Source organism: Bradyrhizobium sp. OAE829 (assembly GCF_040546575.1).
GTDB lineage: Bacteria > Pseudomonadota > Alphaproteobacteria > Rhizobiales > Xanthobacteraceae > Bradyrhizobium.
Window position 1 is genome coordinate 7,970,956 of record NZ_JBEPOE010000001.1, and the last position, 20,750, is coordinate 7,991,705.

At 63.2% G+C, this 20,750-nt stretch carries 24 protein-coding genes; 16 read left to right on the forward strand and 8 right to left on the reverse strand.

The window, feature by feature from the left end; genetic code table 11:
• Nucleotides 1-13 precede the first annotated feature (13 nt).
• On the reverse strand, nt 14-430 hold the full coding sequence (locus ABIE49_RS37765; protein WP_192739639.1) for a cupin domain-containing protein: 417 nt from the start codon (nt 428-430) through the stop codon (nt 14-16).
• Between the two features lie 93 nt (nt 431-523).
• Nucleotides 524-1,183 carry a VOC family protein gene (locus tag ABIE49_RS37770; RefSeq protein WP_192739638.1) on the reverse strand — a complete coding sequence of 220 codons (660 nt, stop codon included), beginning with the start codon at nt 1,181-1,183 and terminating at the stop codon, nt 524-526.
• 393 nt (nt 1,184-1,576) lie between these two features.
• Here ABIE49_RS37770 and ABIE49_RS37775 point away from each other — a divergent pair, with 393 nt between their 5' ends.
• Nucleotides 1,577-2,173 carry a YdeI/OmpD-associated family protein gene (locus ABIE49_RS37775; RefSeq protein ID WP_192739637.1) on the forward strand — a complete coding sequence of 199 codons (597 nt, stop codon included), beginning with the start codon at nt 1,577-1,579 and terminating at the stop codon, nt 2,171-2,173.
• A gap of 25 nt (nt 2,174-2,198) precedes the next feature.
• Here the strand turns inward: ABIE49_RS37775 and ABIE49_RS37780 are convergent, their stop codons facing one another.
• The 3 genes from ABIE49_RS37780 to ABIE49_RS37790 are packed head-to-tail and all read right to left on the reverse strand — an operon-like array spanning nt 2,199 to nt 5,173.
• The gene (locus tag ABIE49_RS37780; RefSeq protein WP_192739636.1) at nt 2,199-3,698 is read right to left on the reverse strand and encodes a tripartite tricarboxylate transporter permease; all 1,500 of its coding nucleotides are present in this window, start codon (nt 3,696-3,698) and stop codon (nt 2,199-2,201) included.
• 1 nt (nt 3,699) lies between these two features.
• Nucleotides 3,700-4,158, reverse strand: a complete 459-nt coding sequence (locus ABIE49_RS37785) for a tripartite tricarboxylate transporter TctB family protein (protein WP_192739635.1) — start codon at nt 4,156-4,158, stop codon at nt 3,700-3,702.
• Nucleotides 4,159-4,189: 31 nt separating this feature from the next.
• The gene (locus tag ABIE49_RS37790) at nt 4,190-5,173 is read right to left on the reverse strand and encodes a Bug family tripartite tricarboxylate transporter substrate binding protein (protein ID WP_192739634.1); all 984 of its coding nucleotides are present in this window, start codon (nt 5,171-5,173) and stop codon (nt 4,190-4,192) included.
• Nucleotides 5,174-5,380: 207 nt separating this feature from the next.
• On the opposite strand from ABIE49_RS37790, the gene ABIE49_RS37795 reads away from it, so the two are divergent.
• The 3 genes from ABIE49_RS37795 to ABIE49_RS37805 all read left to right on the forward strand — a co-directional run bounded on the left by ABIE49_RS37795 (nt 5,381) and on the right by ABIE49_RS37805 (nt 8,691).
• Nucleotides 5,381-6,274: a LysR family transcriptional regulator gene (locus tag ABIE49_RS37795; protein WP_192739633.1), complete on the forward strand. Its 894-nt coding sequence runs from the start codon at nt 5,381-5,383 to the stop codon at nt 6,272-6,274.
• A 236-nt stretch (nt 6,275-6,510) separates the two neighbouring features.
• Nucleotides 6,511-7,461, forward strand: coding sequence for a 5-dehydro-4-deoxyglucarate dehydratase (gene kdgD / locus ABIE49_RS37800; RefSeq protein WP_192739632.1), 951 nt, complete (start codon nt 6,511-6,513; stop codon nt 7,459-7,461).
• Nucleotides 7,462-7,536: 75 nt separating this feature from the next.
• Complete coding sequence (locus ABIE49_RS37805; RefSeq protein WP_192739631.1) at nt 7,537-8,691, forward strand: substrate-binding protein; 1,155 nt, start codon at nt 7,537-7,539, stop codon at nt 8,689-8,691.
• Nucleotides 8,692-8,714: 23 nt separating this feature from the next.
• On the opposite strand, the gene ABIE49_RS37810 is transcribed toward ABIE49_RS37805, so the two are convergent.
• Nucleotides 8,715-9,173 (reverse strand): SRPBCC family protein, encoded by a 459-nt coding sequence (locus ABIE49_RS37810; RefSeq protein WP_192739630.1) that lies wholly within the window; start codon nt 9,171-9,173, stop codon nt 8,715-8,717.
• A 118-nt stretch (nt 9,174-9,291) separates the two neighbouring features.
• Here ABIE49_RS37810 and ABIE49_RS37815 point away from each other — a divergent pair, with 118 nt between their 5' ends.
• The 7 genes from ABIE49_RS37815 to ABIE49_RS37845 all read left to right on the forward strand — a co-directional run bounded on the left by ABIE49_RS37815 (nt 9,292) and on the right by ABIE49_RS37845 (nt 14,337).
• A complete protein-coding gene (locus ABIE49_RS37815) occupies nt 9,292-10,377 on the forward strand; it encodes an adenylate/guanylate cyclase domain-containing protein (RefSeq protein ID WP_192739629.1) in 1,086 nt (361 codons plus the stop codon).
• Nucleotides 10,378-10,457: 80 nt separating this feature from the next.
• Nucleotides 10,458-10,811 (forward strand): ArsR/SmtB family transcription factor, encoded by a 354-nt coding sequence (locus ABIE49_RS37820; RefSeq protein ID WP_192739628.1) that lies wholly within the window; start codon nt 10,458-10,460, stop codon nt 10,809-10,811.
• A 12-nt stretch (nt 10,812-10,823) separates the two neighbouring features.
• Entirely contained in the window at nt 10,824-11,354 is a 531-nt protein-coding gene (locus ABIE49_RS37825) for an SRPBCC family protein (RefSeq protein WP_192739627.1), read from the forward strand.
• A 54-nt stretch (nt 11,355-11,408) separates the two neighbouring features.
• Nucleotides 11,409-12,155, forward strand: a complete 747-nt coding sequence (locus ABIE49_RS37830) for a DUF899 domain-containing protein (protein ID WP_210337512.1) — start codon at nt 11,409-11,411, stop codon at nt 12,153-12,155.
• A gap of 155 nt (nt 12,156-12,310) precedes the next feature.
• Nucleotides 12,311-12,529: a hypothetical protein gene (locus ABIE49_RS37835; RefSeq protein ID WP_192739736.1), complete on the forward strand. Its 219-nt coding sequence runs from the start codon at nt 12,311-12,313 to the stop codon at nt 12,527-12,529.
• Nucleotides 12,530-12,583: 54 nt separating this feature from the next.
• Complete coding sequence (locus ABIE49_RS37840) at nt 12,584-13,009, forward strand: GFA family protein (protein ID WP_192739626.1); 426 nt, start codon at nt 12,584-12,586, stop codon at nt 13,007-13,009.
• Between the two features lie 95 nt (nt 13,010-13,104).
• Nucleotides 13,105-14,337: an MFS transporter gene (locus ABIE49_RS37845; protein ID WP_192739625.1), complete on the forward strand. Its 1,233-nt coding sequence runs from the start codon at nt 13,105-13,107 to the stop codon at nt 14,335-14,337.
• 47 nt (nt 14,338-14,384) lie between these two features.
• On the opposite strand, the gene ABIE49_RS37850 is transcribed toward ABIE49_RS37845, so the two are convergent.
• The gene (locus ABIE49_RS37850; protein WP_192739624.1) at nt 14,385-15,347 is read right to left on the reverse strand and encodes a LysR family transcriptional regulator; all 963 of its coding nucleotides are present in this window, start codon (nt 15,345-15,347) and stop codon (nt 14,385-14,387) included.
• Nucleotides 15,348-15,500: 153 nt separating this feature from the next.
• Here ABIE49_RS37850 and ABIE49_RS37855 point away from each other — a divergent pair, with 153 nt between their 5' ends.
• Entirely contained in the window at nt 15,501-16,400 is a 900-nt protein-coding gene (locus tag ABIE49_RS37855) for an MBL fold metallo-hydrolase (protein WP_192739623.1), read from the forward strand.
• Between the two features lies 1 nt (nt 16,401).
• Entirely contained in the window at nt 16,402-16,800 is a 399-nt protein-coding gene (locus ABIE49_RS37860; RefSeq protein WP_192739622.1) for a nuclear transport factor 2 family protein, read from the forward strand.
• Between the two features lie 183 nt (nt 16,801-16,983).
• Here the strand turns inward: ABIE49_RS37860 and ABIE49_RS37865 are convergent, their stop codons facing one another.
• Nucleotides 16,984-17,421 carry a VOC family protein gene (locus ABIE49_RS37865; protein ID WP_192739621.1) on the reverse strand — a complete coding sequence of 146 codons (438 nt, stop codon included), beginning with the start codon at nt 17,419-17,421 and terminating at the stop codon, nt 16,984-16,986.
• A 252-nt stretch (nt 17,422-17,673) separates the two neighbouring features.
• On the opposite strand from ABIE49_RS37865, the gene ABIE49_RS37870 reads away from it, so the two are divergent.
• The 3 genes from ABIE49_RS37870 to ABIE49_RS37880 all read left to right on the forward strand — a co-directional run bounded on the left by ABIE49_RS37870 (nt 17,674) and on the right by ABIE49_RS37880 (nt 20,749).
• On the forward strand, nt 17,674-18,858 hold the full coding sequence (locus ABIE49_RS37870; protein WP_192739735.1) for an aminotransferase class V-fold PLP-dependent enzyme: 1,185 nt from the start codon (nt 17,674-17,676) through the stop codon (nt 18,856-18,858).
• Nucleotides 18,859-18,994: 136 nt separating this feature from the next.
• Complete coding sequence (locus ABIE49_RS37875) at nt 18,995-19,345, forward strand: Lin0512 family protein (RefSeq protein ID WP_192739734.1); 351 nt, start codon at nt 18,995-18,997, stop codon at nt 19,343-19,345.
• A gap of 69 nt (nt 19,346-19,414) precedes the next feature.
• The gene (locus tag ABIE49_RS37880) at nt 19,415-20,749 is read left to right on the forward strand and encodes an amidohydrolase (protein ID WP_192739620.1); all 1,335 of its coding nucleotides are present in this window, start codon (nt 19,415-19,417) and stop codon (nt 20,747-20,749) included.
• The last annotated feature ends 1 nt before the right edge of the window (nt 20,750 follow it).

Sequence of the window (20,750 nt, forward strand, 5' to 3'; positions counted from 1 at the left end):
GAAGCGGTCGCCGTCACTTCTTCAATGTCAGAAGCGGCTTGCCCTTTTCGACGATGTAGGTGGCGAGCTCGCTGCCGGTGACGCTGCCGACATTTTTGGCCGCGTGAACGGTACCGGCCGGAATGAACAGAACATCGCCCGCCTTGAGGGTGACCGGTGGCTTGCCCTCGATCTCGTATTCGAGCGTGCCCTCCAGCACATTGACGATCTCTTCGCCGGGATGGCTATGCCTGCCGAACGCCGCGCCCGGCGCGAAATCGACGCGCACCTGGACGACCTCGCGCCCGGGGATGCTGAGATCATGCCGCTGCAGGTCGGTTCGCGTGATGCCGGACGGCTGTGCTTGCGCCGCAGGCAGCGCCAGAACGCTTGCCGCGATCAACGCCACGCTCGCTACAACTCGCATCGTCTTCAACAGATGGTTGCTCATATCGATTCTCCTTCGTGTTTGGGAATTTCACAGCGCCGCCCGTACCGGGCCCAAGCCCGGTCGGTACGCAAGGCAGACTTGAGGTTGTTTGACTTAGAGCGGCAGCGGCTCGCCGGCCTGTTCCTTGGCGATGTACTCGGCGTACCAGTCCGGCCAGTTCACATCGTGCCGGCCGCCGTTCCGCTTCTCGTGCTCGCCATGGGCTGCCGCCGCGCGGCGAAGCGCGCTGGCGATTTCGGTCGACGACGAGAAATTCGTGTTGCCTTCGACGCGTCCGGGGGCGCGGGCGGTGACTTCCTGGAACAGCCAGCCATTGCCATCAGGATCGCTAAAGGAAGCATACGACTGGTAAGTGCGACGCTCCGGATCCGGGCCGCTGGCGCGATCACGCCCGAGCAGGAAGGGTTCATGTTTGGCGGTGAACACGCCGTCGGCGGCGTGGAACACTTCGCTCACGTCGACGCCGCGACCCTGCAATTCCTTGCGCGCGGCTTCGATGTCGGAGACGACCAGATAGAGTCCCTTTGCGGAGCCGGGGGCTGCCGAGGTGACGTTCTTGCCGAAGATCACAGAAGCGTCGGAACCGGGCGGGGTGAACTGGATAACGCGATAGTCCTTGCCGTCGGCGAAGTCGGCATCGAGCCGCCAGCCGAGGCTGCCGTAGAACGCCTTGGCGCGATCGACGTCGGAAACCGGGATAACGACGACCTCGAGCTTCATGGCGGTCGTCGCGGTCTTGCTTGCATTTGTCATAGTCCTTCTCCCTTTGTGAATTAGATCGGATGCGATCTATTTGCGTACGCGCTATAAAGGCTCGAAAGCACCGGAAGTCAATGTGTCCGATTTAATCGTATGCGATATATTATTCACGTGTTCGTGTCCGGCAGGCGGGCGCCGGCTACGGTGAAAGACGGTCGTCAGGGCCGATTCCCCAGACAATTCAAACGAGAAGCGGCGCGGCATGCCGGAAATGCCGGGAGATGTGTAGGTTGGCGGTGGCTTGCGCCAGTGCTGGCTGGGGCAATTTGGACGACATCGCCGAGGGGGTAAGGCCGGCTGCGCGCTGCACCGTTCATGAGGCTTGGTGGATGTGCGCGATGATAGAAGCGTTCAACTACGAATGATTCTCCGATCAAAGGTCCGCTGGTGGCACCCGTCAAAATCAATCCCGACAAGATCCGCGAATTCAAGGACGCCGAGAGCTTCTACAAATGGCTTGGCAAGCACCACGACAAGGAAGCCGAGATCTGGATCAAGATCCACAAGGTGGATTCGGGATTCAAATCGATTACGCCGAAGCAAGCCATCGATGTCGTGCTGTGCTGGGGCTGGATCGATGGCCAGCGCAAGGGTTTTGACGACAAGAGCTATATGCAGCGCTATTCGCCGCGCACGAAGAAAAGCATCTGGAGTAAGATCAACGTCGACAACGTCGCGCGGCTGATCGACGAAGGCCGGATGACCGGTCACGGCTTGAAGGAAGTCGAGGCGGCAAAGTCCGATGGACGTTGGGCGCGCGCCTATAACAGCAAGGACATGAAGATCCCCGATGATCTGCAAGCCGCGATCGATGCCGAGCCCAAGGCAAAGGCAATGCTGGCGAAACTCAGCGCGCAGAACCGCTTCGCGCTGGCGTTTCGGACTCACAACATGAAAACCGAAGCCGGACGGAAGAAGAAGGTCGAAACGTTCGTCGCGATGCTCAAGCGCGGCGAGACGATCTATCCGCAAGGAAAGAAATGAGGCGAGAAATTGAGTGGTGTTGCGGTCACTCCGCCAGCGCCTCCTGGCGGCTGCGCCGGATTTTCGGGAATACCATCAGCAGGAACAATATCGCGACCAGGGCGAGCAGCGTGGCGCTGATCGGGCGGCGCAGGAAGACCGAAAAATCGCCGTCCGCCAGCAGCATCGCGCGCCGGAAATTTTCCTCCAGCTGCGGGCCGAGCACGAGCCCAAGCAGCAGTGGCGCGGGCTCGACGCCGACCTTGATGAAGAAGTAGCCGATCACCGCGCAGCCGAGCATCAGCCAGACGTTGAACAGATTGTTGGCGATGCCGAAGGTGCCGATGCAGCAGAACAGCACGATTGCCGGGAACAGCAACCGATAGGGAATCTTCAGCATCGAGACCCACACGCCGATCAGGGGCAGGTTGATCACGAGCAGCATCAGATTGCCGACCCACATGCTGGCGATGACGCCCCAGACCAGTTGGGGTTGCTCGCGCATGATCTGCGGGCCGGGCTGGATGCCCTGCATCATCAGCGCGCCGATCATCAGCGCCATCAGGGCATTGGCGGGGATGCCGAGCGTCAATAGCGGGATGAAGCTGGTCTGCGCGCCGGCATTGTTGGCGGCCTCGGGCCCCGCGACGCCTTCGATCGCGCCCTTGCCAAAGCGCGACGGATCGCGCGCCAGCTTTTTCTCCAGCGCATACGAAGAAAACGGCGGCAGCGCCGCCCCGCCGCCCGGCAACACGCCGAGGACGGAACCCAGCATCGTGCCGCGGACCATCGCCGGGAAGGCCGCGCGAAGGTCGGCCCGGCTCGGGATCAGGCTGCGGATCGACTGGCTGACGACGCGCATCGTCGCCGGGCGCTCGAGGTTGGCGATGATCTCGCCGAGGCCGAACAAGCCCATCGCGACCGGGACGAAGTCGAGCCCGTCGGAGATTTCAGGAACACCAAAGGTCATCCGCGGCGCGCCCGAATTGACGTCGATGCCGACGAGGCCGAGCAGGATGCCGAGCAGCACCATCGCGAGTGACTTGGCGACGGAGCCGTGCGCGAGCACGACGGCCGCGATCAATCCGAGCACCAGCAGGCTGAAATATTCGACCGCGGTGAATTTCAGCGCCAGCGCCGCCAGCGGCAGGCTGAGCACGGCGATGACGACAGTTGCTACCGTGCCGGCGAAGAACGACGAGATCGCGGCGATGGCGAGCGCGGTCCCGGCCTTGCCCTGTTTGGCCATCTCGTGGCCGTCGAGGCAGGTAACGACCGACGACGTTTCGCCGGGCACGTTGACGAGGATGGCGGTGGTCGAGCCGCCATATTGCGCGCCGTAGAAGATGCCGGCCAGCATGATCATGGCTGATGGTGGCGACAGGCCGAAGGTGAACGGCAGCAGCAGCGCGACCGCGGGGATCGGCCCGATGCCGGGCAGCACGCCGATCGCGGTGCCGATGACGACGCCGATCAGGCAGAACAGCAGATTGTTCAGCTGCAGGGCGGTCGAAAGCCCCATCAGCAGATTGTCGAAGAGCTCCATGTCAGAACCATGCTCCAGGCCAGATCGGCACCGGCAAGGCCAGCGCCTTGACGAAGAGCAGCACCGCGGCCGCCGAAAGCCCCAGCGCGAACAGCAGGGTTTCGATCGGCCGCGCTTCCCGCGTTGCCAGGCTTGCGATCAGGATGGCGGCAAAGGACGACAGCGCAAGGCCGAAGCGCGTGGCTGTCAGTGCGAACACGGCAACGGATGCCGTGATCGCGAGCAGGGGCTGCAGCCGGACCGGCGCGATCCCGACAAAGGGGCGGCGGATGCCGCGGACGCTGAACCAGAGCCCGAACCCCAGCAGCATGATGGCGATGGCGCGCGGCATGTAGCCCGGCCCCATGTCGGCGGCATTGCCGCCCGACAAGGTGCGCGTCGCCGCCAGCGCGATTGCAGCGACAGCGATCAGGAACAGCCCGAAGAGCAGGTCCTGCCAGTCCGTTCGGCGGGCGTTCATCGCAAGCCTCGCTTCGCCAGTCTCGATCGCGTCATTCGCCCTTGATGCCGGCTTCGCGAATGATGTCGCCCCAACGCTTTGTTGAATCCTTCAGCCAGGTCGCCATCGCATCCGTGCTGCCGGCGCGGACTTCGCCGCCCTGTTCGGCGATCTTGGCCTTGATCTCGGGTGTCTCCAGAATCTTGCCGATCTCGGCATTGAGTCGTGCAATCACTGCCGGCGGCGTACCGCTGGCCACCACAATGCCTTGCCAGGTGCCGAACTCGCCGCCGGGCAGCTTGGCTTCCTTGAACGTCGGCACGTCGGGCGCGGAAGGGACGCGGTTCTCGCCGGTGACAGCCAGACCGATCAACTGCTTGTTGTTCACGAAGGGAAGGGTTGCCGACGCGCCGTTGATGAGGGCGCCGCTCTCGCCGGCGACCACGGCGCGGGTGGCCGCAGCACCGCCCTTGTAGGGCACGTGCTTGAACTGGATGCCGAGTTCCTTCTGCATCACCACGGCGGTGATGTGATTGGCGCCGCCGACGCCGGAATTGGCAACGGCGAGTTTGCCGGGATTGGCCTTGGCATAGGCAACCAGTTCCGCCGCCGTCTTGACCGGGATCGATTCGTGGACGGCCAGCACATAGGGGCCGAACATCACCATCGTGACCGGCGCGAGGTCCTTTTCGAGACTATAGGTCAGGTTCGAAAACAGGCTGGGCGCCGTCGTGAGCGAACCGAGATCCGTCAGCAGCAGGGTCGTGCCGTCAGGCGTCGCCTTGGCGACGGTGTCGGCGCCGAGATTGCCGGACGCGCCGGGCTTGTTCTCGATCACCACGCTCTGGCCGATCGCCGCCGACAGTTTTGGGCTGATCAGTCGCGCCAGGATGTCGGAGGTTCCGCCGGGCGCGAACGGCACGATGATGCGCACCGGCCGGTCGAAGTTTTGGGCGGAAGCTGTGCCCGGCAGTTGGCTGAACAGGATGGCTGCGGCGGCGGCGAGGGCGGCACGGCGCCCGAAACGTGGAAGCATTGGTTTCTCCTCCGGTCGAATTCGCGCAGGCGCTCTACGGCGTCGCGCATCGCGGTCTTAGGCCGCGCTGATGGCACGATAGGCGATGACCGATCCAATAGCGAACCAGAATGAGGATGGTCCGATACCAATTTTGGATCAAATCGCGGACATGCGCTAGGCTAGCGAGCTGGGAGCCGGTATGCGGCAATGAATAAAGGGAGTGGGATGTTCGAACTGAGTCAGGTGCGCTGCTTCGTGGCCGTGGCGGAGGAACTGCATTTCGGCCGCGCCGCTGCCCGGCTGAACATGACGCAACCACCGCTGAGCCGGCAGATCCAGATTCTCGAACGGATCCTGGGAGTAAAACTGCTTCAGCGCGGCAATCGCTTGGTCCGGCTGACACCGGCCGGACAAAGCTTCCTGACTGAGGCGCGGCTGATCCTGAAGCTGACGGAGAGCGCGGCCTTGTTGGCGAGGCGCGTGGCGGAAGGCAAGGCCGGCTCGGTCAATATCGGCTTCACCGCCGCATCTTCCTATAGTTATGTCCCGGAGCTGGTCGCGGCCTGCCGCCAGCAATTGCCTGATGTCGAGCTGATCCTCAAGGAAATGGTCAGCGGCGACCAGCTCAAGCGCCTCGGTGCCGGCGAAATCGATATCGGTCTGTTGCGGCCGCCGATCCCACGCACCGGCCTGCAGTTCTTCCGGGTCAAGGCCGAACGGATGATCGCGGCGGTGCCGGCCGGGCACAAGCTCGCCGGGGCGGCGACGATTGATCTGGCCGATCTCGCGGCCGAACCGTTCATCACCTACGCCCCGTATGAGGCCCGTTACTTCCACGACCTGCTGGTGGAGCTTTTCTCGCGCGCAGCATTGGCGCCGGTCTATGTCCAGCACCTCGCGCAGATCCATTCGATCCTGGCCATCGTGCAGGCCGGTGTCGGCGTCGCCCTGGTGCCGGAAGCGGCGGAGAAATTGCAGTTCAGGGGCGTCGCGCTGCGGCCGCTGGCGGACGACCAGCAGCGGGCGGCCGAACTCTACTTCGTCTGGCGGGACGACAATGACAATCCGCTGTTGCCGGTGATCGCGGCGATCGCCCGCGATCTGGCCGGCGGCGCCTGAGCCGAGTCGCTTCGTCATGGCCGGGCTTGTCCCGGCCATCCACGCCTTCTTCGCAGCAGCACCGATAAGACGTGGATGCCCGGCACAAGGCCGGGCATGACGACTTCATTTGCCGGGCTGCATTTCGTAGTCAGACTCTCACCAATCCAATCAATGGATCATTCGATCCAGCAATTGGTCTGCGGCGGCATCAGTCCCGGTCTACTCCTGAGCTCTTCACAGCGAGGACCGCAGCGATGAGCAGAATGACCCCGAAGGAAATGGCACTGACGATCGGCAACGGGCTGCTGTCGTTTCCCGTTACGCCGTTCGACGCAGCCAACAAATTCGACGCCGCGCGCTATCGCTCCAATCTCGACTGGCTGTGCAGCTATGAGGTGGCCGGTCTGTTCGCAGCCGGCGGCACCGGTGAATTCTTCTCGCTGACGCCGGCGGAAGTCGTCGATGTCGTTACAACCGCCGTGCAGCAGACCGCCGGCCGCGTGCCGGTCCTCGCCGGCGTCGGTTATGGCACCGCGATGGCGACGGAACTGGCTAGCGCCGTCGAACGCGCCGGCGCGGACGGCATCCTGCTGCTGCCGCCTTACTTGGTGTTCTCCGAGCAAGCAGGGTTGGCGGCGCACGTCGAAGCGGTGTGCAAGGCGACCAGCCTCGGCGTCATTGTCTACAACCGCGACAACGCCATCCTCACCGAGGACACGATCGCAACACTTTGCGAACGCTGCCCGAACCTCGTCGGGTTCAAGGATGGCGTCGGCGACATCGAACAGATGACGCGGATCTATCTGCGCATAGGCGACCGGTTGACCTATGTCGGCGGATTGCCCACCGCCGAGACCTTCGCGCTGCCTTATCTCGAAATGGGCGTCACGACCTATTCCTCCGCCGTGTTCAACTTCGTGCCGGATTTCTCTACAAAATTCTACGCGGCGGTGCGGCGGCGCGACCGCGAGACCGTCCAGGCGGGCTTGCGCGACTTCATCATGCCGCTGCTCGCGATCCGCAACCGCAAGCGCGGTTATGCCGTATCGATGATCAAGGCCGGGATGAAAGTGATTGGCCGTGATTCCGGCCCGGTGCGAGCGCCGCTGACCGATCTGACAGCATCAGAGGTCGAGGAACTGTCGGCGCTTGTTGGCCGCCTGAAGGAAAGCGAATTTACACGCCGGTCGCTCGCCGCTGCCTGAGTTCGTGCGGCTGCACGCCTAACGAATCCCTAGTAGGCTCGTCGCAACCGATTCTCGGTCGCGGAAGGGACGCGTATGGCGTTACAATCGATCAAACGCATGGCGCTCGCGCTGCTGGTATGTGGTGTAGGCTTCAGCAGCGTCGATGCCGCCGAGCCGATCCGCGTCGGCGCGGTGCTGCCGTTTTCCGGCGGCGTCGAGCTTTACGGCCAGCAGGCCAAGCTCGGGCTTGATCTCGCGGCCAAGGAAATCAATGCGGCGGGTGGCGTTCTCGGCAGACCGGTTGAAGTGATTTACGCCGACGACAAAACGAGGCCGCCCTCTGCCGAGGCCGCGATGCGCAAGTTGATCGGCGATGGCGTTGTGGCGGTAGTCGGCCCGATCACCTCGGCGAACCTGAATGCGGTCGTGCCAATCGCCGAGAGCTCGAAAACTCCGCTGCTCTACGCCACCAATTACGAGGGCGGCAAGTGCAGCCGTTATGTCTTCTCGTTCTCGACGGTGCCCAACCAGGACATGGGCCAATTGCTGCCCTACATGAACCATGCTTTCGGCAACACCTATTTCCTGCTCGGTGCCGACCGGGTCTGGCCGCACCAGATGTTCGATATTGCAAAGCCGCTGATTGAGAAGCTCGGCGGCAAAATCGTCGGCACCCAATATACGCTGGGCACGGAGACGGATTTCAGCCCGCTGATCGCGCAGGTGGCGGCGGCCAAGCCGAAGGTGCTGCTGTTCGCATTGAAAGGCGACGGCATCGATTTCATCCGGCAGGCCGACGAGAAGGGATTGTTCAAGGAAACGACAGTCGCGTTCCTCGGCTTGTCCGAAATCGATCTCGGCATTTTCCGTGGCAAAGGCCAGAACATGCACACGGCGGTGCCTTCAATTGCGACCAGCGACGATCCCGCCATGAAGGCCTTCGTCGGCAAGGTCCGCGCCCAGGGCGGCGCCGACGTGCTGGTGTCGAACTATGTCATGACGCATTACAATACGCTGATCGCGCTCAAGGCGGCGATCGAGAAGGCCGGCAAGGTTGACAGGGAAGCGATTATCGACGCGATGGCGGGGCTGGTCTTCGCATCGCCGACCGGGCCGGTGACGATCGACCAGAACCACTATGCGACGATGAACATGCTCATCGCCAGGACGCAGGGGAACGAACTCGTCACGGTCCGCGCGCTGGGCCAGATTGCGCCGCAGCCGGGATGCAAACTGGCGGATCGGTGAGTGCGGAGGCATCACGCCAAGCGTCACGCCGCACCCCGCGTGCCGTTCGGCCCCCGATCGGGACCGGGATCGCGACCGGCGGCGACTGATGTCAGCCGGCCGAGGTAATGCGCCCAACCCTTGTCATGGCTTGCGCGGGTCGCCTCGTTGGGAAGGCCGCTATGGGTCATGCGCAGCAGCGTGCCGCCATCCTTCTCGATCAGATCGATTTCGATCAGGCTCGATCCCGGCGGCACCTCGTCGTTGGTTTCCCAGCCAAAACTGTAGGCGAGGCGGTGCACCGGCACGACTTCGCGAAACGCGCCGCGCGCCGTGGCGCTGCCGACGCCTTTCAACAGATAGAGCCCGCCCGGATGCATCTCCGTCGTCGCCTCGGTGCCCATCCACTGCACGATCTTGTCGGGATCGGTCAGGAAGGCGAACACGCTGGCGCGTGGTGCCGCAATGTGGGTCTCGCGCTGGACGACGAACGCTTCAGTCATCGAAAACCTCGTTGCTCGTTGGCATGAAGAAGGTGCAACCGATGCGAACATATGCCCGCGCGCGGATTTACCAAGGGCGGTTGATGACAATGACGCGCCGCTGCCACATGATCGGCCCATGCAACTCAATTCGACGCTGACATGGCTGGTGGATGCGGCGGGCGCTTCACCGGGTGCGGACCGGTTCCTTGCCGAACTCGGTGCGCATCTGATTGGGGATGGTGCGCCGCTCGCCGGCGGCGCCCTGACGCTCGCGGTTCCGCATCCGATCATTGCCCGCCGCACCTGGTTGTGGCGGGCCGAGAATGGCGAGGTGATCGAGGCGGTGGGTTTTGCGCCGGCGGATGCAGGACAGGAGGATTCCGTTGGCGATGCCGGCAGGCGTTGGCTAGCCGGGCTCGCGGACGGAATGGTGCATGAAGACGTCGTCGGCGCGGGACCGGATAGACCTGTGCTCTCATGGATCGGGCCGCGTCAGTTCACGGAAACAGAGATCGCCCGGCTGCGTGAGGTCGCTCGTTTTGCCACAGCACCACTCGCAGCACTTTCAGCGCGCGCGACGCTGACCGCAGCGCTCGAGGCGTATCTCGGCCGGCGCAGCGCGGCGCGCGTTATGGCGGGACCATTGCGGCGCGATGTCGGTGAAACCATCCGCGCCGCGCTGCTCTTTGCGGACCTGCGCAACTTCACCGCGCTGTCCGAGACTTCGCCGCCGGCTTCCGTCATCACCGCGCTGGATGCCTGGTTCGATTGCATGGCCGGCGCGGTCCACGCCTTTGGCGGTGAAGTGCTGAAGTTTATTGGAGATGGCATGCTCGCGATCTTTCCGGTCGCCGGGGACAATCCCGGCGAAGCCTGCAACGCGGCGCTTCGTGCGGTCACATCGGCGCAAGCCGGCATGGCGCATCTTGATGTGATCAGGCGAGAGCAGGGGTTGCCATCGCTGGCGTTTGGCGCGGCGCTGCATCTCGGCGAAATCCTTTGGGGCAATGTCGGCGCGGCGGACCGGCTGGATTTCACCGCGATCGGTCCCGCCGTCAATCTGGTCAGCCGGCTCGAAGGGCTTTGCCGGCCGCTCGGCCGGACGGTTTTGATTTCCGGTGCGGTCGCTGCCGAGACCACCGCAAAATTGATCGCGCTCGGAACGCATCCGCTGCGCGGCATCGCCGCTCCCTGCGACGTCTACGCCGTGCCGGACGGTTAGCCTCGGAACCTTAGAACTCGATCACAAAGAAGTTAAACCGATCGGTTGACAATCCATCTCGGGCGACTATGTTAAACCATATGGTTGAGCAACACGCCCATCTTAATGCCGTCTTTCACGCGCTGGCCGACCCGACCCGGCGGGCGATGCTCGGCCAGCTCGCGGAACGCGAACTCACGATCGGGGAACTGGCGACCCCCTTCAGCATGAGTTTCGCGGGCGCCTCGAAACACGTGCGCGTGCTCGAGAACGCGGGCCTCGTGACGCGCACGATCCAGGGCCGGACGCATCTCTGCCGTTTGCAAGCGGCGCGGCTTGCAGAAGCCAATGAGTGGCTGCGGCGTTATGAGCGCTTCTGGAATGAAAAACTCGACACGCTGGAATCCCTGTTGCGCGCCGAAGACGAAGCGGCGGCAAAGAAAAGCAAGACGTGAAGGAGTAGAACGATGGATGCGAAGACACCCGATGCCTACGGCACGCTGATCGAACCCACCACGCTGAAGATCCAGCGGCTGTTGCCCGGTCCGATCGAGCGCATCTGGGCCTATCTCACCGACAGCGACCTGCGCCGCAAATGGCTGGCGGCAGGCGTGATGGAGATGAAGGTTGGCGCGCCGGTCGAATTGGTTTGGCGCAACGGCGAGCTCAACGATCCGCCAAGCCCGCGGCTGGCCGATTTTCCCGAAGAGCACCGCATGCAAAGCCGGATCACCGAACTCGATCCGATGCGCAAGCTTTCCATCGCCTGGAACAACAGCGGCGACGTGACGTTTGAACTGGAGCCGAAGGGGCAGGGCGTGCTGCTGACGGTGATCCATCGCCGCCTGCCCGATCGCTCGACCCTGCTCAAGGTCGGTGCCGGCTGGCATATGCATCTCGATGTCCTAGTCGCCCGCGCATCCGGCAAGGAGCCGGCGCCGTTCTGGGAAGGCTGGAGCAGCCTGCGAGACGAATACGACCGGCGGCTTCCGGCCTGACGCTGCAGCACAACGCGTAACGCAACAAGAATCGCAACCAACAGGAGGCTAGCTATGACTCTAGCAATGAAGACTCATGTCGTTTCGGCACAGGAGTGGGAAGCCGCACGTCAGCAGATGCTGGTGAAGGAGAAGGCCAATACCCGCGCGCGTGATGCGCTGGCCGCGGAGCGTCGGCGGATGCCGTGGGTGGCCGTGGAGAAGAGTTACACGTTCGAAGGACCCGGCGGCAAAGCGAGCCTGGTCGATCTGTTCGATGGCCGCCGCCAATTGATCGTCTACCGCGCCTTCTTCGAGCCCGGCGTGCACGGCTGGCCCGAACAGGCCTGCCGCGGCTGCTCCATGGGGGCCGACCAGGTCGCCCACCTCGCTCATCTGAACGCCCGCGATACCACGCTTGCATTTGTCTCGCGCGCGCCCCAGGCGGACATCGCGCGGCTGAAGAAGCGGATGGAATGGAAGATGCCCTGGTACACCATCACCGACAGCTTCGACAAAGACTTCGGCGTCGACGAATGGCACGGCACCAACGTGTTCGTCCGCGACGGCAACAAGGTTTTCCGGACCTACTTCATCAACAACCGCGGCGACGAGCAGATGGGCAGCACCTGGAACTACCTCGACATCACGCCGTTCGGCCGCCAGGAGGTCTGGGAGGACTCTCCGGAAGGCACTCTGCAGACGCCAACCTACAAATGGTGGAACTGGCACGACAGCTACGTCCCCGACGCGGCGCCCGACAAGAAATGGGTCGAGGTGTCGGACGCCGGCGAGGCCGCCATGCGTAAGCAGCACAGCTAGTTCAGCGGCGGCGTCGCTCGCGCGGAGAATGCCGCGCGAGCGGGACGGCGAGTTAGTTGCGGCGTAAATGCGTTTTGCGCGGGAGAAGAAACATGTGTGACACCGACGCCATCCCACGCGGCCCCCGCGCGCTCCATGAAAACGGCAACGCGACCATGATCGGCGCCGCCGATTTTCTATATCTCGCGGCCGCGCCGACGTTCGCGATCATGGCGCTGCTGACTGCTGTCCTTGGCGGCGGATCGCTCGATGCGTTGTGCGGCGCCTCGCCGCTGAGCGGAATGGTCCCGATGTATTTGCTGATGAGCGCCTTTCATTTGGCGCCCTGGTTGAAGCTGATCTCTCACCGGCGAAACGCTATCCGCCGGTGCTGATCCCGCCTTCGCAATTCAGATTTCCCCGCATCACCCCCCACCGAAAGGAATAACATGAGCAAAGCTTTTTCCGGCGGCTGCGCCTGCGCCGCGATCCGTTATGAAATTTCCGGCGAACCCGTGTTTATGAACCATTGCCAGTGCCAGGATTGTCAGCACAGGAGTGGCACCGGGCACGGCTCCTATCTTACCTTCATGGGCAGCAACAGCGTGAAACTCGAAGGCAAGGCGGCGCATTGCGACGTCGTCGGCGACAGCGGCAATGTGAAGACGCACGGCTTCTGCCCCGCCTGCGGGTCGCCGGTCTATCTGACCTTTGCGGCGATGCCGGATCTCTTCACCGTGCACGCGGCAAGCCTCGATGATCCCGCCCGCTTCAAGCCGCAAGTCGTCACCTACGCGATGCGCGGCCACGCCTGGGATGATCTCGATCCGGGTTTGCCGAAATTCGACAAGATGCCACCTGCTGCCAGTTCCTGAACCGGCCAGGGGCCCTAAAAAAATTATCCGGCGCATGTCGCCTTTGGCGCTTCCCATTCGTCCTGAGTTGAGAAGCGCCAAAACGGAGATTTGTAATGGACCATTCTCGCTATCGTTGGGTGATCGTCGCGGCCGGCGGCACGCTCGGCTGCGTCGCGATCGGCGCGATGTTTTCGCTGCCGGTGCTGCTGCAATCGATCACGCGGGATACCGGCTGGTCGGTCGCCGGCGTCTCGAGCGCGATGACGGTCGGCTTCCTGGCGATGGCGTGCTGCAGCATGCTCTGGGGCTCGCTGTCCGACCGCTTCGGACCGTTGCCGGTGGTGCTGACGGGATCATTGGTGTTGGCGGCAAGCCTCTTGCTCGCTAGCCTCGCGACGTCGCTGCTCGCGTTCCAGTTCGTCTTCGGCGTTCTGGTCGGCGGCGCGATTGCTGCGATCTTTGCGCCGATGATGGCCTGCGTCACCGGCTGGTTCGATACAAATCGCAGCCTAGCGGTCTCATTGGTGTCGGCCGGCATGGGGATCGCGCCCATGACCATGGCGCCGCTGGTGGCCTGGCTGGTCTCGGTCCATGACTGGCGAACGACGCTGCAGATCGTCGCCGCCATCGTTGCCGTCATCATGATTCCGGTATCGCTCCTGGTGCGACGCCCGCCGGCGCTCGCAGCCGCCAACGCCAGTGTCCCGGCAAACGGCGAGCAGCAAACCGAAATGTCGGTAGGCGAGGCGGTGCGGTCGCCCCAGTTCGCGATCCTGCTGCTGACGAATTTCTTCTGCTGCGCCACCCATTCGGGACCGATCATCCACACCGTCAGCTATGCCGTCAGCTGTGGCATTCCGCTGATCGCGGCGGTTTCGATCTATAGCCTCGAAGGGCTCACGGGGCTCGGCGGCCGCATCGCGTTCGGCATCCTCGGCGACAGGTTGGGCGCCAAGCGCGTTCTGGTGGCGGGATTGCTGGTGCAGGCCTTCGGCGCGCTGGCCTATGTGTTCGTCCGCGACCTTGCCGGCTTCTATGCCGTGGCGGCGGTGTTCGGCTTCATCTATGCCGGCACGATGCCACTATATGCTGCGATCGCGCGCGAGAATTTCCCGTTGAAGATGATGGGCACCGTGATCGGCGGCACCGCGATGGCCGGCAGCCTCGGCATGGCCACGGGGCCGGTGGCCGGCGGTCTGATCTACGATACCCTTGGCAGCTACACGTGGCTTTATGTCGGCTCCTGGGCCATGGGACTTGGCGCGTTCCTGATCGCGATGACCTTCAAGCCGTTCCCCAAGGCGAATGCGAACGCGCAGGCGGCGCCGGTGCCGGCTTCGGCATAGCCCAACAAGCAAAGCCGGGCGCGTGTTGGCGCGCGCCCCGGCCGCTATCATTCACGCGCACGAGAGCCGCGACGACTCCGGCGTGATACTGTTTTGCTACGCGGGTCCCGATCCTGAACGGATTCCTTCTGCTGCTCAGCCGCAACGAGCATTTCGACGAAGGCAGTCACCTTGCGCGGCCGAAACCGCGCCGCGGGGTAGACGGTGTAGATGCCGCCGGCAGGCAGCCGCCATTCCGGGAGCGCGTGGTTCAGCCGCGCCGATGCCAAATCGTCGGCCACCAGGAAATCCGGCAGCACCGAAAGGCCGCCACCAGCCTGCACCGCGGCGAGCACCCCCGGCGTCGTGTCGATGGCAATGCTCGCCTGCATGCGCACGGTGCACCGGTCGAGGTCACCGCGCGCGAATTCCCACAGCAGCGGCTCGCGTAGCGCCATGTTGGCGATGAACGGTAACGTTGCGAGGTCTTCTGGCTTGCGCGCCGCTGCAATCCGGTCCGCGAACGCCGGCGCGCCGACAAGGAGCTGTCGGAACGAACCGATCTTGCGCGCCTGCAGGCTGGAATCCGCGAGCCAGCCGACACGGATCGCCATGTCGATCCGGGCTGAGACGAGGTCGACCGTTTCATCGCTGAGTGTCAATTGTACCTGACAGGCGGGATGGCGTGCCGCGAAGGCCGTGATGACCGGGACGACGACGGCAGTGCCATAGTCGTTGGGCGCGGTGATCCGCAGGGTGCCGATCGGTTCAGCGGCTGCCTCGGCAAGTTCGTCGAAGGCATCCTCCGCTTCGCGGAGGATCACCACGCAACGCGCGTGAAATGTGCGGCCCGCGTCGGTTGGATGGACGCGTCGCGTGCTCCGGACCAGAAGGCTCGTCCGGAGATCCTGTTCGAGCTGCGACACTTGCTGACTCACCACCGCCTTGGTGATGCCCAGGCGCTCGGCCGCCCGCGTGAAGGATCCGGTGTCAACGACCGCTGCGAAATAGGCCAGTCGGTTAAGGTTCATGACCCCAATCATCGCTGATCGGATCGTATTGTCAACTTATGACATACATTTTATCTAGTTTGTTTGCCTTATCCGATCGCTTGGTGCGTGCCATACGTCGCCTCGACGTCGAGCGCGGGCCGCTTCGGCTATTTGCCAGCAGTAGGAGAATTCATGTTTACGAGGAGAGCCATCATGAAAACGACCATCGCCGTCGGTGCGGCAGCCGTCTTTTTTGCTCCCGCCGGATTTGGCCACGCAGCCGCAGCGCTTTCCTGGAAACATCTCCCCGCCGGGGAGAAGGGCTTCTTTCGCGCCCCCGTGCTGATCACGGGCGCTTCCGAAGCACTCTTGATCGACGGCGGCTTTACTTACCCCGACGGCAGAGCCGTGGTCGACGCGATCAAGGCAACAGGCAAGAAGCTCACCACCATCTATGTGAGCCAATCGGACCCGGACTATTACTTCAGCCTCAAGCCGATCAAGGACGCCTTCCCCGGAGCCCGGGTGATCGCCGCCTCCGAGACGGTGGTCGCTATCAAGGGCAGTGTGGAAAAGAAGCTCGCGGTCTGGGGCCCGCAGCTCAAGGAGAATGGCCCGCAAACGATCGCCGATGTCGTCATCCCCGAAGTGTTCGACGGCAGGTCGCTCACCGTCGATGGCGAGACCATCGAGATCGTCAATGCGGAAGGGCTGGCCAACCGGCGCTATCTGTTCGTGCCGTCGCTCAACGCCGTGTTCGGCGGGGTGATGCTCTTTGCTGGCGTGCATGTCTGGACCGCGGATACGCAGACCAAGGAACAGCGCGCCGCCTGGATCGCCAACCTTGAAAAAATCGCAGTCCGGAAGCCGGCGGTCGTCGTGCCAGGCCACATGACGCCGACGTCTCCCACCGACATTTCGGGCGTCGAGCATACCAAAGCCTATCTCGTCGCGTTCGAGCAAGAACTGACCAAGGCCAAGGACGCGGCTGCGCTCAAGGCCGCGATGGAAACCCGCTTCCCCGGCCTCGGTATGGGGATTGCGCTCGACATCGGCTCCAAGGTCGCCACCGGCGAGATGAAGTGGGGTTGAGATGGGAGCCAATCTCGATCTGATCCGCGCCACCTACGAAGGGTCATCGGATGAGAACGGCCGCAACCTGCTGGCCGTTCTCGCTCCCGATGCCGAGTGGACCGAAGCGGAGGGTTTCCCTTATGCTGGCACCTATGTGGGGCCGGAAGCGATCGTTGCGGGCGTCTTTCGGCGCCTCGCCACCGAGTGGACCGACTACAGCGCCGACGTTCACACCTATCTCGAAGACGGCGACCGCGTCGCTGCCTTCGGCGTTTACTCCGGCACCTACAAGGCGACGGGCAAATCCATGCGTGCCGCCTTCGCGCACCTCTACCGGGTGGGGGACGGCAAGATCGTGAGCATGACGCAATTTGTCGATACGCATCAGGTTCAGCAGGCCCTGAACCAGGATCATTGACCAAGGTGCCATGGCCTCAGGGGAGGTTTGGCAGGGATACCGAAACTCCCCTGAGACGTAGTCCGACGGCGACCCACGATTTGCCGGGACCGTTGCGGAACTGGCCGACATCATGGCGCCGGATATTCCCTGGAACTGCATGGCTGCAGCGCTGCTAATGTGCTCGCTGCAGCTTTTCGGGGATCAGCCGGCAAACGCCTTGTCGAGATCGGCAATTACGATCTTTCGCATCTTCAGCATGGCCTGCATTGCGCGATCGGCCTTTTGGCGATCGGGATCGCCGAGGTAGCGGCCCAGCGTCGTGGGCACAACCTGCCAGGACAGGCCGAATTTGTCCTTGAGCCATCCGCATTGCGATTCCTCGCCGCCGTCGGCAGTCAGTCTGCTCCAGAAATAGTCCACCTCTTCCTGGGTCTCGACGCTGATGAAGAAGGAGACCGCCTCGGTGAATTTGTACTTGGGGCCGCCGTTGAGGGCGTTGAACTTCTGCCCCTCGAGTTCGAAACTCGCCATGAAATCGTTGACGACCTCGACCTTGGCATTGGGAAACACCGATTTGTAGAAGTCGACGGCCGCGGGAACGTTGTTGTCGAACCAGAGGAACGGCGTAATGGAAGTCATGACGGATGTCCTTGTCGGTTGGGGTGAATCGGCAGGCTCGGTGCTTTCTGGGGAAAAGGTGGTCCGGGCGGGGTCGACAGGCAGATCAGCGAGGATTAATGGGCCGTCGTCGGCGTGGGCTCATCGGGTGGACGAACGAGGGGACGGGATTCCGACACGGTCTGTTTCTTTTTTTCGCTATGCCAAATCCACCGCTCCGGGGACACGGCTGGTCTGGTAGGCTTCCTCGGTTCGTCTGAAACCGGATTGCTCATGTCCATTGATCTTGAACGCCTTCGCGCTGAGACACCCGGTGTTGTCAGCCGTGTCCACCTCAACAATGCCGGCGCCGGGCTGATGCCCTTGCCGGTGCTGCAGGCGATGACAGACTACCTCAGGCGAGAGGCCGAGATCGGGGGCTATGAGGCGGCCGCAGAGGCGGCAGCACGCCTTGACGGCGTTTACGACAGTGTTGCCGGTCTGATCGGCGCCGCCAGGGATGAGATTGCGCTGACCGAAAATGCCACTGTGGCGTGGCAAATGGCCTTTTACGCGCTGCCACTGTGCGCCGGCGACCGCATCCTGACCGCGCGGGCCGAGTACGCGGCGAACTATGTTGCGTTTCTGCAGGTCGCCAAGCGCACGGGGGCGGTGATCGAGATCATCCCCGATGACGCAAGCGGCGTGCTGGATGCAGAGGCGCTGGAGCGGATGCTCGACGATCGCGTGCGTCTGATCGCGATCACCTGGGTGCCCACCAATGGCGGCCTGGTGAATCCTGCGGCGGCCGTCGGCCGCATCGCACGGGCGCACGGGATTCCCTATCTGCTCGATGCTTGTCAGGCCGTCGGACAGATGCCAGTCAATGTTGCGGCGCTTGGCTGCGACATGCTTTCAGCGACGGGACGCAAGTTCTTGCGTGGTCCGCGCGGGACCGGATTCCTGTATGTGCGTCGCGATCTGCTCGGCAAGCTCGAGCCACCGATGATCGACCATTTCGGCGCGCCGTGGGTGGCGCCTGATCGCTACCAGCTGCGGGCCGACGCCCGTCGCTTCGAGACCTGGGAGAACAACTACGCCGCAAGATTGGGGCTCGGTGTCGCGGTGGATTACGCGCGGGCGATCGGAATCCAGCCGATTGCCGCGCGTTGCCGGACCCTGGCCGGCCTGCTGCGCACCGGGCTTGGCCAGATTCCGGATGTAACGATCCATGACCTCGGGCTGCATCCGGCAGCGATCGTCACATTCTCCGTCCCTGGCTTTGAGGCCGATGCGGTGAAGACGCATCTGGCCGGCGCAGGAATCAATGTCAGCACGTCGGATCCTGCGAGCACGTTGCTCGACGCGAATCGGCGTGCATTGCCTTCGATCGTGCGCGCCTCGCCTCACTATTATAATACGGAGAACGAAATCGATCGTCTGACGACCGCTGTTCGGAAGCTCAGAGATCGCCAGTGATCGGGTTGCGCATCTCGCCGCGTCAAGAAGGAGCGGATCGCTTCGTTGCTTTCAGCCGGCCGCTTGCCTTCGGGCCGCCATGGCGCGAAACTGCGCCGAGACCGATCCCCCGCACTCCAACGAAAGCAAAAACCTGATGGCACGCGTGCGCTGTATTACCGAAATGGGCATGGGCGTTGATGTTCATGGCCGCGACGCCACCAAGGCCGCGAAGCGCGCGGTCTCGGACGCAATCCGCCACTCCAGCCTCGGCTTCTTCCGGATGCTGGGCAAGACCGCCAACGATATGTACGTCGATGTCACCATCGCCGTGCCGAACCCCGAGGCGGTGGATACCGCGGCGGTCGCCAAGGAATTGCCATATGGCACCAAGACCGTGAAGGCGATCGCGGGCGGGCTCGAGATCCCGTCCGATCTGGGCAACGATCCTATCCTGATCGCCAACGCTGCCGTGATCGTGAGCTTTGACGATGGCAAAACCGGGTAGACACCCAACAAGCTGTCGTCCAAGCTGCCGATAAGAGCAACACCGGGGAAACAAGGGAGCGCCGCCGCCATGAAGCACTTGGTCAAATCCTTGCTTTTGTCATCGGCGCTCTGTGCATCCACGCTCTGGCCCGCACATGCCGAGTTGGACGTTCCCGCGCTCAAGGCCGCGATCGAAAAATCGTTCGAAGCCGACTATCCAAAACTCGATGCGCTCTACAAGGACCTCCATGCCCATCCGGAACTCGCCTTTCAGGAGGTAAAGACCGCGGCAAAACTCGCCGCCGAGATGCGCGCGCTTGGTTTTGAGGTCACCGAGAAGGTCGGCAGGACCGGGCTGGTCGCGATCTACAAAAATGGTGACGGGCCCACCATCCTGGTGCGCACCGAGCTCGATGCGCTGCCGATGGAGGAGAAGACCGGCCTCGACTATGCGAGCCGTGAAAAGACCACCTGGGGCGGCCGGGAGACGTTCATCGCGCATAGCTGCGGCCATGACATTCACATGGCGAACTGGGTCGGCACGGCGAAGACACTGGTAGGCCTGAAGGACCAGTGGAAGGGCACCTTGATGTTCATCGCGCAGCCGGCCGAGGAAATCGTGCAAGGCGCGAAGGCCATGCTGGATGACGGCCTGTTCACGCGATTTCCGAAGCCCGATTTCGCCTTTGCCCTGCATGCCGGCGGCGTTCCCTACGGCAATGTCAACTATCGCGTCGGCGTCGGCTCATCCACTGTCGACGGCCTCTACATCAAGTTCCGTGGCCGCGGCGGTCACGGTGCGATGCCGCAGCTGACCATAGATCCCGTAATGATGGCCGCGCGCTTCATCGTCGATGTGCAGAGTGTGATCAGTCGCGAAAAGGATCCGACCGAATTCGCAGTCGTCACCATTGGATCGATCCATAGCGGCACGGTCGGGAATATCATCCCGGACGAGGCAACGCTGCTGGGGACGATTCGCACCTTCAAGCCCGCGGTGCGCAACAAACTGGTCGCGGGTATCGAACGGGTGGCGAAGGCCGCCGCGGAGATGTCGGATGCGCCGCCACCGGAGATCAGGATCGCGGAGGGCACCAAGGCCGTGATCAACGATCCCGCCGTGGTAGCGACCGCCGAGAAGGTGCTGAAGGCGGCGTTCGGCGAAAAGCTGAGGCTGACCCCCGCGAACACGACAAGCGAGGATTTTTCCGAATTCGCCGGAGCCGGGGTGCCGTCGATGATGTTCAATATCGGCGTCTACGAGCCGGAACGGTGGATGGCGGCAAACAAGGCCGGGACGCCGCTGCCTGGCAATCATTCACCGTTGTTCGCACCGGTGCCGAAGCCGACCATTCAAACCGGCATCACGGCGCTGACGCTCGCGGTGCTCAGCGCGTTCGATCAGCATGCAAGGGGCAAATAAA